At 56.5% G+C, this 12,429-nt stretch carries 10 protein-coding genes; 4 read left to right on the top strand and 6 right to left on the bottom strand.

What is annotated here, in order from left to right:
- Positions 1-18: 18 nt before the first annotated feature.
- Complete coding sequence (locus ACIRQ6_RS02865) at positions 19-942, bottom strand: DUF2235 domain-containing protein (protein WP_420862631.1); 924 nt, start codon at positions 940-942, stop codon at positions 19-21.
- 91 nt (positions 943-1,033) lie between these two features.
- Complete coding sequence (locus ACIRQ6_RS02860) at positions 1,034-3,331, bottom strand: xanthine dehydrogenase family protein molybdopterin-binding subunit (RefSeq protein ID WP_420862630.1); 2,298 nt, start codon at positions 3,329-3,331, stop codon at positions 1,034-1,036.
- 153 nt (positions 3,332-3,484) lie between these two features.
- Here ACIRQ6_RS02860 and ACIRQ6_RS02855 point away from each other — a divergent pair, with 153 nt between their 5' ends.
- Positions 3,485-4,342, top strand: coding sequence for a phytanoyl-CoA dioxygenase family protein (locus ACIRQ6_RS02855; protein ID WP_420862629.1), 858 nt, complete (start codon positions 3,485-3,487; stop codon positions 4,340-4,342).
- A gap of 5 nt (positions 4,343-4,347) precedes the next feature.
- Positions 4,348-4,947 carry an HD domain-containing protein gene (locus ACIRQ6_RS02850; protein WP_420862628.1) on the top strand — a complete coding sequence of 200 codons (600 nt, stop codon included), beginning with the start codon at positions 4,348-4,350 and terminating at the stop codon, positions 4,945-4,947.
- On the opposite strand, the gene ACIRQ6_RS02845 is transcribed toward ACIRQ6_RS02850, so the two are convergent.
- The 3 genes from ACIRQ6_RS02845 to ACIRQ6_RS02835 all read right to left on the bottom strand — a co-directional run bounded on the left by ACIRQ6_RS02845 (position 4,944) and on the right by ACIRQ6_RS02835 (position 7,817).
- The gene (locus ACIRQ6_RS02845) at positions 4,944-6,029 is read right to left on the bottom strand and encodes a Hint domain-containing protein (protein ID WP_420862627.1); all 1,086 of its coding nucleotides are present in this window, start codon (positions 6,027-6,029) and stop codon (positions 4,944-4,946) included. The two genes, ACIRQ6_RS02850 and ACIRQ6_RS02845, sit on opposite strands and share 4 nt — an antisense overlap.
- Positions 6,030-6,214: 185 nt before the next feature.
- The gene (locus tag ACIRQ6_RS02840; protein WP_420862626.1) at positions 6,215-6,397 is read right to left on the bottom strand and encodes a hypothetical protein; all 183 of its coding nucleotides are present in this window, start codon (positions 6,395-6,397) and stop codon (positions 6,215-6,217) included.
- 439 nt (positions 6,398-6,836) lie between these two features.
- On the bottom strand, positions 6,837-7,817 hold the full coding sequence (locus ACIRQ6_RS02835) for a zinc transporter ZntB (protein ID WP_420862625.1): 981 nt from the start codon (positions 7,815-7,817) through the stop codon (positions 6,837-6,839).
- Between the two features lie 120 nt (positions 7,818-7,937).
- Between ACIRQ6_RS02835 and ACIRQ6_RS02830 the strand changes: the two genes are divergently transcribed.
- The gene (locus ACIRQ6_RS02830) at positions 7,938-11,090 is read left to right on the top strand and encodes a valine--tRNA ligase (protein WP_420862624.1); all 3,153 of its coding nucleotides are present in this window, start codon (positions 7,938-7,940) and stop codon (positions 11,088-11,090) included.
- Here ACIRQ6_RS02830 and ACIRQ6_RS02825 read toward each other — a convergent pair.
- A complete protein-coding gene (locus tag ACIRQ6_RS02825; RefSeq protein ID WP_420862623.1) occupies positions 11,087-11,251 on the bottom strand; it encodes a twin-arginine translocation signal domain-containing protein in 165 nt (54 codons plus the stop codon). The genes ACIRQ6_RS02830 and ACIRQ6_RS02825 overlap by 4 nt on opposite strands.
- 70 nt (positions 11,252-11,321) lie before the next feature.
- Here ACIRQ6_RS02825 and ACIRQ6_RS02820 point away from each other — a divergent pair, with 70 nt between their 5' ends.
- Complete coding sequence (locus ACIRQ6_RS02820) at positions 11,322-12,428, top strand: pyridoxal phosphate-dependent aminotransferase (protein ID WP_420862622.1); 1,107 nt, start codon at positions 11,322-11,324, stop codon at positions 12,426-12,428.
- The last annotated feature ends 1 nt before the right edge of the window (position 12,429 follow it).

Genomic DNA, 12,429 nt, shown 5'->3' with positions numbered 1-12,429 from the left:
AGAGTAATTGCGCCAATGTCAACCGGTCGGCCCCACTGTCGGATGGATCGATTCAGACCGGCACTGACCTACTTTGCGTTTACGATGGGCAAAAAATAGAACCTTCCACAGGGCCAGATACCCTGTCGCTGGGGCCAAAGGATCCGTCGGATAGCGATCTTGCCAATCCGCGGGCAAGCTCAGTCCGCACTTGGCAAGGTGGCGCAGCATCCAAACCAAGGGGATGTTTGACAAAGGGCGCGCGGCATCAAACCCCTTGAGGTGCCCGCCCACGGTGCCATGATTTCCGCGAAACCACACTTGCTCCATCCGGCCGTTCCATGTGGTTGGACATTTCCACAGGACCGGCGCGTAGGCCCGTCGCGTCTCGTGCAGGGCCAGCGCATGAAAGCCGTGTTGGATGCTGTCGCCCAGCGTGTGATTGTGAAACGCATGACGCCGTTGCGACCACTTTCCAAAAACTGGCAACATCAGGCCCAGCGCCTTGACCGTGTCAAAGACCGCCACAGCCTCAATCGGGGTTTCGGCGTGGCAGTAGGTCTGTGCAAAAGTTTCGGCCTCGGCGCTGTCGGGGGCCTCGCGGTAAAAGCCATAAACCTGCGCCATCAGGTCCTCATTGGCATGATCCGCGCGCAACAGCCCCACACGGTCAATCGCCCCTGCAAGTGACCGCACCGCATAGGCCCCACGCGAATAGCCCACCAGAATGATCTTGTCGCCGGGGCGATACCGCTGAGCCAGCCAGAGATAGGCCCGCTGGATTTGGCGGTTGATTCCCGTCCCAACCATGACACCCCAACCAGACCGAAAACTGGTCCATTGCAGCCCTTCTTCATAGTAGACTGATGACTGCGGCACATCCTCGAGCAGCTTGAAAATCAGCCCCGCATTCGTCTCGGATCCCGTCTCGAGCGAGGACAGGGTGCCGTCCAAAATAACCACATGGACCAGCGGTGCCGGGCTAGAGGTTTGCGGATCGCTGCGCTGTACATCGCGGCCGAAAAGGCGCCTAAATAGGCGGCTCAGCCAAATCTTATTCTGCGGCAAGCGGGGCCTCACGCAACCACGCCCAAACACGCTGCGGCGTGAAAGGCATATCAACTTGCTGGATGCCGTGATCCCACACCGCGTCTTGCACCGCGTTGGCCACAGCCGCCAAAGCACCTACCGTTCCGGCCTCGCCACAGCCCTTCATGCCCATGACATTAGCGGTCGAAGGCACCGGTTCCGAATAAAACGCAACCATCGGCATATCATCGGCGCGCGGCATGCCGTAATCCATGAAGGTCGCGGTCAGCAATTGACCGTCTTCATCGTAAACCACACGCTCGGTGATAGCTTGGCCAATACCTTGGGCGACCCCACCATGCACTTGACCCTCGGCCAACATCGGATTGATAAGATTACCAAAATCATCAACGACCGTGTATTTGACCACTTGCACCACGCCAGTTTGGGGGTCAATTTCAACTTCGGCCATATGGGCCCCGTTCGGGAAACTGCGGCCGTCAAGGGTGGCTTTTTGCGCAACGGTCAACAAATCATCACGTCCCGCATCGCGGGCCATTTTGGCAACCTCCAACATCGTTGGAGAGACGTTAGAACCTTGGATCCGAAAACGCTCATCGTCAAAATCAATCTCTTTAGCAGGCACGCCTTGATCCTCGGCCAAGAACCCGGTGAAACCTTCGATGATGGCCCCAACAGTGGCCAAAGTCGCGTTGTTTTGCGTGGTCACAGACCGCGAGCCGCCGGTCCCGCCACCGGTAGCGATCAGATCACTGTCGCCTTGAATAACTGTGATGAGTTCCGCAGGTATCCCGGTCTGATCGGATAGGAACTGGGCATAAACCGTCTCGTGGCCCTGCCCGTTGGACTGGGTGCCTACGTAAATCTCGGCGGTTCCATTGTCGCAGAACACCACTTTGGCAGTTTCCGACGGGTTCCCCAAAATGCTTTCGATATAATAACACAGGCCCAGTCCCAGCAGCTTGCCCCGCCCTGCTGCCTCGGCCTTGCGGGCCGCAAATCCAGCACGATCGCATTCGGCCTCGGCCCGCGTCAGAACTTTGTGAAAGTCCCCTACATCATAAGTTTCCTTGGTGGCTGTTAGATAAGGAAATTGCGCGGGCTTGATAAAGTTTTTGCGCCGCAACTCCCAACTGTCCACGCCCAAAACCTTGGCCGCATGTTCGATCACCCGTTCCAACACATAAATCGCCTCAGGCCGCCCCGCCCCGCGATAGGCATCCACCGGCGTTGTGTTGGTATAGACCCCGATCTGGTTCATCCACGTGGTCTGCACATCATAACAGCCCATCAAAACCTTGCTAAAAAGTTCGGTTTGAATGGGCTGCGCATATTGCGAATTATAGGCCCCCATGTTGCACAGGGATCTGATACGATAGGCGGTGATTTTGTGATCCGCGTCAAAGGCCAATTCGGCCACAGTCACCAAATCACGGCCCGCGTTATCACTCAGCATGGCTTCTGTCCGCTCGGACATCCACCGCACTGGGCGGCGCAGGGTCAGGGCCGCATGGGCCACAGCAAAGGTCTCGGGATAATCCATCGCCTTCATCCCAAAACCGCCGCCTACATCAGGGTTGGTCACACGGATGTCCGCCTCATCCATGCCAAACTTGCGCGCCAAACGCGACTTTGTGCCCCAAACGCCCTGCCCATTGAAACACATGTGCAACCGGTCGCCGTCCAACTCGGCATAACAGCCGCGCGGCTCCATCGAATTTGCGATAATCCGGTTGTCGTCAATCGACAGGCTGACGGTGTGCGCCGCGTCTTCAAAGGCCGCTTGCGTTGCGGCCTGATCGCCCATGCCCCAGTCAAAGGCTTGGTTGTCCGGGGATTCACTATGGATCTGAATACCCCCTAAAACGGGATCGACTTTCGCATCCAAAGTTTCGAAATCAAACGCGATGGCCTCAGCCGCATCTCGGGCCTGTTGGAGGGTTTCGGCCACAATCATCGCCACGCCTTCGCCCACATATCGGACCGTCTCATCTGCCAAAATGCACCGCGCAGGGGCCGCCCCTTTGGTGCCATCGCGATTGGTCACCAGACTGGCATCCATGGCCACATCAACACCCGCCTCGCGCAGATCCGCCAAGGTCACAACCAAATGCACCCCGTCCATTTCCCGTGCGTCGCTTGTATCCAATTCGGTAATGCGCGCGTGGGCCACGGTTGAGCGCAAAAAGACCGCGTGCAGCGCCCCCAGAGGCGCAATATCATCCACATACTGCCCCATGCCCGTTAGAAAACGAGCGTCTTCTCGGCGGGTGACAGGCTGGGATTTACCGAATTTTTCCATGGGAGAGCTCCTTTGCGGCCTTGATGGGGAGATTAGCGGTCAAAGGGGGGCTGTCCAGTCACCATTTTGTTCAAAAAACGACCCCATGTCGAAAACAGACAAGACCAGCGGCGCATCCGGTTCAACTCTGTCCACAAAGCACAGGAGGCCCTCTTGAAACTGACCCAAAAACAGATCGATCAATATTGGGAAGATGGCTATCTGTTCCCGATCCGCGTGATGAGTGCTGAGGATGCTCAAACCTTGCGCGCCGAGTTGGAGCAGATCGAAGCCGAGTGGCTGGATAACGGCCTGCCCCTGCCGTTGAACACCTACAAGCGGGTCAACAGTCAGGTGGTCTTGCCCTCCAGTTACGACATTGGGGTCAACGAACGCATACTGGACGCGGTTGAAGGTGTGCTGGGCCCGGACATCCTGCTCTATTCCGTCGAATTCCTGACCAAAGAAGCCCACACCAAGCAAGTCGTCACAATGCATCAGGATCTGACCTATTGGGGCATGGGGGAAATTGACGGTCTGACAACCGCTTGGCTGGCGCTCTCTCCTGCTACTCCCGAAAGCGGCTGCATGGATTTCGTCCAAGCCAGCCACAAAAATCCGATCCTGCCGCATGAAGATACGTTCGACAAAGACAACCTTCTGTCGCGCGGTCAGGAAATTGCCGTAGACATTGCCGACGAAGACAAAGTCGCCGTCGTCCTGCAACCGGGGGAAATATCGCTGCATCACGGGCTGACCATTCACGGGTCTGGCCCCAATACATCCGACGACCGCCGCATAGGTTGCGTAATCCGGTATGCCACACCTGCCCTCAAGAAAACTGGCGGTGAACGCGATTACGGCGTTCTGGCCCGTGGCGAGGACAAGTTCGGCTACTTCAACCTGTATGACCGCCCGTCCGAACCGTTCAGCGCCGACAGTCTTGCACTGTACGAAACCATCCGCGTCATGCACACCGCCGTCATGATGAAGGGCGCCAAAAAAGATGGCGCATTCTACGAAAAGGCCTAAGGCATATGGACCACGTCAAATTCACCGCCATGAAAGATGGCGACAAAGAAGACTACGATTACCTGACCGAACACGAGGTCGAATACACCAAAGGCACTGCAGATCGCTTGCTGACTGCCTTGGTGTCCCTGGACGAAAGCCTGTCAGGCTACCAAGTCACCCGCCTTGGCCATTCACTGCAATCAGCCACGCGGGCCGAACGGGACGGGGCTGACACGGACTGGGTGGTGTCCGCATTGCTCCATGACATCGGGGATATCTTTGCGCCTTACAATCACGACGAATATGCCGCGGCCATTTTAAAACCTTTCGTGCGCGAACAATGCACATGGGTTGTAGAAAAACACGGTGATTTTCAGATGGTTTACTACGGTGAACACGTGGGCGCGGATCCAGAAAAACGGCAAGCCTACGCCGGCCACAAATACTTTCAGGATTGTGCTGATTTTTGCGAACGCTGGGACCAAAGCAGTTTTGATCCAGACTACGACACCCTGCCGTTGGAGCACTTCCGCGCGCGCGTCCACGAGGTCTTTGCCCGTGATCCCTACAATCCCAAGGTTCTACGCGCAGGCGCCCGCGAACCCTTGGTGACAAACCGCTAAACCCGCTGATCCGACCAGATATTATGGTCATTTTTGAGGTGGCGTTCGATAGATTTTTTGCGTCTTTTGCCTTCGAGGATTGTACGGGCCGGGTGAGGTTGAACCGTGCCCGGTGCCAATTGCGGAAAGATCGATAAAATTTCCAACATCGCTTGGGGCCCCAAGGCAGACAGGGCCATTTTGCCCGGCAGCAGGCTTTCCGAGGCGGCACCATTGGCCCAGATGACCTCGTGGTGGTCAAAAAGCATATGGTAATAGCGCACTGTTGCGGCACTGCGATCGACATAGACACCGGCCAGCGGCAGCAATGCTTTGGCCGCGACAAGCGCCTCCGCGGCATCGGTCATCCGTTGGATAATCGCGGATCGTACCAGCATCCGGTGCTGCGGCGAGACGCTAAGATCCTTATTAGGTACATTAAGTCCTAATGCACCTGCGGTGATGCGAATGGGGGCCAGCGCGGCATCTGTGGGCACGACGCCTGCCCCGATCCAGCGAATGGGTTGCGCGCCACGATCTTGGGTCTCCACCAAATCCCCAGCTTTCAGGGTTTCAATCGCCACGCAGCCATCCGGTGTCAATATCTTGGTGCCTTTGGCAAAGCAGGCAAAGTCTTGGAACATATTGTGCCAAAGACCAGTATAGTTGGTGTTCGTGACCTCCGTCACTTGCACCGATTGAATTTCTTTGGTGTCAGGCCCGCGCAGATCATTCCCACTGTAACTGGAATTCGACAAGAAAAGCTCACCGTTGGTCGTCTGGAACATCACCGCATTGGTGACATCCATGGTCGACCCATCGGAGTAGGTAACTGTCAAATTTACGACCGCGAGGGAGTCTACTTGGGATAAACCACCTTCCCCAGACGTCGTATCACTGGTGTTAGTATTGTCGGTCCCGATGTCCCCGCTATCGTCAGCGTCTTCAAAAGTCATCTCTTCGACATGATTTATCAATGGATCACTAGGGGACCCAAAAGTCTGCAAATAGATCCCCGCGTTTTCTACGCTCGCCGTAGTCTCGTCGGTATCTGCATCCGCAAACGTGCCTAAATAAATAACATCTTGGGTCGAAATAGCCATGCGACTGGTCCCTTCAAAAAACTCAGCCCTGTAGGTTTTTCAAAAGATCCTTAATGTCGTTATAAAGCTAAAATTTGACTCTTTAGGTTCCACTTTGGGATCAAATCAACAGTGCAAACCTCGTCACTTGCGCGAAATCTTAGGGATCGAACTGGGGCCATATTGGGACTTGCAGATCCCATGCCCTACCGATAACCGGTATGATAGCTCTGCGTAAGGGATCTGGTCCAATGCGTTTGAAGGGTTTCCAGATCACACCACTGGACACGGTAGATTTCCTGAAATCCAAAGCAGGTGCCAATACGCCGCACAGCGTTGACCGCGACCACATAGCCCGTCACCAAACGACTATGGTCGCGCGCGCGCATCGGGCCGCAAACCTCCCGCTTTGCTTTCGGCTCCAACCGTTCCCTGCAGTCTGAACGCTGGCCGTCTTCGCAGGGTCGCGGTCCTCAGCAATTGCAACACGGGCGTGATTGGCCGGATCATACCAGATAGAGCGGCGCGCAGGCACTTATTGCTGTACGCAGACATCCTGCCCCACAGGATGCTCGATAGAATGAAACACCCCAATCTTGTCGTGATAGTCCCACACTCGATAATCGCGCAGCCCGTGTTGCGTGTAACCCACGCCGTCTCGACGACCATCGCAGAACCGGGATGCCAGACCCGGCTGAAGGTCGCAGGCGGCGGTATAAAATTGACCTAGGATGACACCGCAAGCGTGGCTATCGACGTCAATGACACCCCTGCCAAACCAAACACTTTCGTCAGATGCCTATGCATTCCACTGCGAACACAAAGTTCTCACCGACCAAACATACCCATACGTCTGAAAATCAGCCATTGAACAGCGCCAATCACCAACATCAATCCGCAGACAATCCAAAAGGCCCATGCGTTCTCGACACCGGGCACGCCACCTACATTTATCCCCAACAGCCCCGTGATAAAGCCCAAAGGCAAAAACAGCGCAGACACGATTGACAGCACAAACATCTGGTCATTCATCCGCTCTGCACGCGCATCGGACAGATGGTCCCGCACAATCTGTGCGCGGTCGCGGATCGCATCCAATTCCTCGCCCAACCGCGTCACACGTTCGGTTGCCTCGCGGATCCGGCTTTGGGTCACACTGTCCATCCAGCCGTGATCCTCGATTTCAAAAGTGCTCAGCGCGTCCCGTTGCGGCACCATATAACGGCGCATCACAATCGCCGACCGCCGCAAATCAGCCAGCTCGCTACGCTGGGCCACCCCCAGTTCCGACAGATCCGTTTCTTCCAGCGCATCGATCCGTTCGTTGAGGGCTGCTACCACAGGCTCGGCCCGGTCGGCCAACCGCAAAGCCAGCCGCGCCACCAATTCCGCAGGCCCCGAGGCCACAGCCCCTCGCCCCGCTGCAGCCCGCAAGTCCGACACGGCCTGCAAGGGCCGCATCAACACCGTCACCAATACCCTTTCACGCACCCACATTCGCAGGCTGACCATATCTTCAGGTTCGGCCCCGGGGTTCAGGTTCACGCCGCGCAGGTTCATTAAACTGCCATCTGCATGGCTAGAACAGCGTGGCCGCGTCTCAGGCGCGCGCAAAGCCGCCAACACCAGCCCGTCAAAGCCACCAGCGGCCAACACCGCATCGCCCGCGTCCGTGCCCATCCGCGCATGGACCCAGACAAACCCCGCCTCCGGTACACCCGCAACGGCCCCTTGCACATCCTCCAAGGCACGTGGCACCCCCTGTGCATCATAGGCAAATCCAAAGCAGTCGGGTTGATCAATCATCATGGCACTCCTTGTCAGACAATCATCCCCTCAATCACGTGCAAAATCCACCCCGCCCCTTTTCCTTTTTGCCCCAAACCGCTAACTGATCCCCAACCATATATGACCGCAAGGAACGCCCCCATGGCACTGGATAAAAACTTTGACGCCGCCGAGGCCGAAAGCCGCCTTTACAAGCAATGGGAAGAGGCCGGATGTTTTGTGGCCGGCGCCAATGCCAAGCCCGAGGCATCGACCTATTGCATCATGATCCCGCCGCCCAATGTGAATGGCCGTTTGCACATCGGACACGCCTTCAACAACACGCTGCAAGACATACTGATCCGATGGCACCGGATGCGCGGCTTTGACACGCTCTGGCAACCCGGCCAGGACCACGCAGGCATCGCCTTGCAACTGGCCGTGGAAAACGAGTTGGCCAAAAAGGACATCAAACGCACAGATTTGACCCGTGACGAGTTTATGACCCACGCGTGGGAATACAAAGACGCCACCGCAAATGGCATTGTCAGCCAACTCAAGCGTATCGGTGCATCCTGCGATTGGACGCGCAACGCCTTTACTATGTCCGGCGCCCCCAATGCGCCCGCCGGCGAAGAGGGCAATTTCCACGACGCAGTTATCAAAGTCTTTGTTGAGATGTACAATAAGGGCCTGATCTATCGCGGCAAACGCCTCGTGAACTGGGACCCGCGTTTCGAAACCGCCATCTCTGATCTGGAAGTAGAAAACATCGAAGTTGACGGCCACATGTGGCACTTCAAATACCCGCTGGCCGGTGGCGAGACCTATGAATACGTCGAAAAAGACGAAGACGGGAACGAAGTGCTGCGCGAGACCCGCGATTATATCTCGATCGCTACAACCCGCCCTGAAACCATGCTGGGCGACGGGGCTGTTGCGGTTCATCCGGATGACACCCGCTATGCGCCTATCGTGGGCAAGCTGTGCGAAATTCCCGTCGGCCCCAAAGAACATCGCCGTTTGATCCCGATCATCACCGACCAATATCCGGACATGGACTTCGGGTCCGGTGCGGTGAAAATCACCGGTGCGCACGACTTCAACGACTACCAAGTTGCCAAGCGCGGCGGCATCCCAATGTACAACCTCATGGACACCAAGGCCGCTATGCGCGCTGATGGAAAACCCTATGCCGAGGAAGCCACCACCGCCCAAGCGATCGCCAATGGCGAACAAGAGTTTGACGAGGCGATGATCGCCGCCATGAACCTTGTGCCCGAGGCGTACCGCGGCCTCTCCCGCGAAGACGCCCGTGAGGCCGTTGTGGCTGACATCACTGCCGAAGGCCTTGCCGTGATGCATGATGTGACGCGCAAGGTGAAAGACGAAGACGGCAACACAACTGAGGTCACAGAAACCGTCCCTTACGTTGAAAACAAGAAAATTATGCAGCCGTTCGGGGATCGCTCAAAAGTCGTGATCGAGCCGATGCTGACCGATCAGTGGTTCGTCGAGACCTCCAAAATCGTCGGCCCCGCACTGGATGCGGTCAAAGACGGCACGGTTAAAATCATGCCGGAGTCGGGCGAGAAAGTGTACTATCACTGGCTGGAAAATATCGAGCCTTGGTGCATCTCGCGCCAGCTTTGGTGGGGGCACCAGATACCGGTTTGGTATGCGCCACGGATCAAATTCCTCGATGATCCGAAGACTTTCGAACCACGTCCCTCCCTTGGTCTTGCCAAGGACGAAAGCTCTCGCACTACGATTTGGGATTTTGATTATGAAAACCCGGTTTCGTTTTGCGTCACAAGCGAAGATGAATTTATCGAAGCGGTCTACGCCTATTATTCGGAACAAAACGTTAAAGCAAAGGAGCTGGGGACCAGCCTTGGCATAGTTGGGGGGCGGATTGAACCTCAAACCGTTGCTCCTGAACATCGCTCCCTACCGGGAGAACCGGACGTTGTCATGTGGCGCGACCCCGATGTCCTAGACACTTGGTTCTCCTCTGGTCTCTGGCCCATCGGCACTCTTGGCTGGCCCGAACAAACCGACGAGCTGGCGAAATACTTCCCCACATCCACCCTTGTGACAGGTCAGGACATCCTGTTCTTCTGGGTAGCCCGCATGATGATGATGCAACTGGCTGTGGTAGACCAAATCCCCTTCGATACTGTCTACCTGCACGGCCTCGTGCGCGATGCCAAGGGCAAGAAGATGTCGAAGTCCGTTGGCAACGTCATCGATCCGCTCGACATCATTGACGAGTTCGGCGCAGATGCGTTGCGCTTTACAAATGCTGCCATGGCCTCCCTTGGCGGGGTCCTGAAACTGGATACTCAGCGCATCACCGGTTACCGGAACTTTGGCACCAAATTGTGGAACGCCGCCCGATTTGCCGAGATGAACGGCGTGTTTGAACAGGCGCACGCCGCGCCCACAAACGGCTTGCCAGCAGCGACACAAACACTGAACAAATGGATCATCGGAGAGGTCGCCAAGACCCGCGAGACCGTTGACGCCGCCCTCGAAGCGCACCGTTTCAACGATGCGGCCCTCGCCCTTTATGCCTTTGTTTGGGGCAAGGTCTGCGACTGGTATGTGGAACTGTCCAAACCGCTGTTCTATTCCGAGGACGAGGCGACCCTGCGCGAAACCCGCGAAGTCATGGGTTGGGTTCTGGACCAGTGTTTCATCCTGTTGCACCCCATCATGCCATTCATCACCGAAGAGCTGTGGGCCGAAGCCGCACCTCGCGCTGATGGTGCCAAAGGCATGCTGGTTCACGCCGATTGGCCTACCTACCAAGCAACTGATTTGGTTGATGAAAATGCAGATCGGGAAATGAACTGGGTGATCGGGCTTATTGAGTCCATCCGGTCAGCCCGTACCGCAATGCACGTCCCTGCAGGCGCAAAAATCCCATTGGTTCAACTGGATCTGGACGAAGCTGGCCGCACCGCTTGGGCAGGTAACGAAGCCTTGATTATGAAGCTTGCGCGCATCGACAGCAAAACCGAAGTCTCAGAATTGCCCAAAGGCACGGTGACGATTGCGGTGGCTGGCGGGACGTTTGGGTTGCCTTTGGCCGACGTGATCGACGTGGCCGAAGAACAGGCGCGTTTGGAAAAGGTGATGGCAAAGTTAGACAAGGAAATCAAAGGCTTGTCCGGTCGGGTCAATAACCCGAAATTCATAGCCTCCGCCCCGCCCGAAGTCGTCGAAGAGGCCCGCACAAACATGGCCGAGCGCGAGGAAGAAGCCGTACAAATCCGCGCAGCCCTCGCCCGTCTGGCCGAGATCGCTTAAAGCTTTATGACCTTTTCAACGGCACGCATCATGCCTTTGGAATGGTCATAGACCAGCTTAAGGATAACTTTTGTTTTCGGGGTCTTAGCCGCAATGCCGACGCCGCGCGTCGCCAAGGCCGCCCCACTTGCGGCCATAAAGCCACGTCGGGATAAGTTCATCGTTTATTCCTCACTCGTACCCTTGTGAAATGGCTATTCTTTCAACAATTACAAGGGTATAGTGCGGCCCATGACATATCCCAAGCCCACCCCGCTGGTCGCCAGCCTGCCCGCCACCGTCCCGTTTGTGGGCCCCGAAACCCAAGAACGCGCCCGCGGTGCCGCCTTTAACGCCCGCCTTGGCGCCAATGAAAATGTGTTCGGCCCCTCGCCCAAAGCCGTGGCCGCCATGCAGGCCGCAGCATCTGAGGCGTGGATGTATGCCGACCCCGAACATCACGCGCTAAAACAAGCGCTTGGCGCCCATCACGGCATCGGATCAGACGAGTTTGTCATTGGCGAAGGCATCGACGGCTTGCTGGGCTATTTGGTGCGGATCTATGTGGGCCACGGTGATGCGGTCGTGACCTCGGACGGGGCCTACCCCACGTTCAATTACCACGTGGCGGGGTTTGGTGGCACTCTACACAAAGTGCCCTACAAGGATGATCATGAAGACCTCGCAGCGCTTACTGCCAAGGTGTTGGAAACAAATGCAAAGCTGGTTTATCTGTCCAACCCGGATAACCCAATGGGCACATGGCACCCGGCACAGGATGTAGTGGCATTTGCCCAAAATCTGCCCCCAACCTGCCTGTTGGTTTTGGACGAGGCCTATATCGACACAGCCCCGGCAGGCACAGCCCCCGCCATCGGCGAGACACCGCCCAACGTGATCCGGATGCGCACGTTTTCCAAAGCCTATGGTTTGGCTGGCGCCCGTGTGGGCTATGCAATTGGCGCGCCTCGGGTCGTCAGCGAGTTTGCTAAAATCAAGAACCACTTTGGGATGTCGCGACCCGGACTGGCCGCGGCTTTGGGCGCGTTGCAAGATCAAGACTATCTTGGAAAAACACTGGAAGCCGTTGAAAATTCACGCAAAAGCATCGCAGAAATTGCCACCGCCAATGGGCTGCAACCCCTTGCCTCTGCTACAAATTTTGTCGCAATTGATTGCGGGCAAGACGGTGCATTTGCCAAACGGGTTTTGCAGTCTTTGATTGAACAAGGCGTATTTGTGCGCATGCCCTTCGTTGCCCCTCAGGACCGTTGCATTCGGATCTCCTGCGGGACCGATGCCGATTTGCTCCACTTCAAAAACGCCTTACCGCACGCATTAACCTCAGCGCAATCTTGAC

This window comes from Algirhabdus cladophorae (assembly GCF_044772865.1).
GTDB lineage: Bacteria > Pseudomonadota > Alphaproteobacteria > Rhodobacterales > Rhodobacteraceae > Algirhabdus > Algirhabdus cladophorae.
This window is presented reverse-complemented; position numbering and strand designations above follow the sequence as displayed.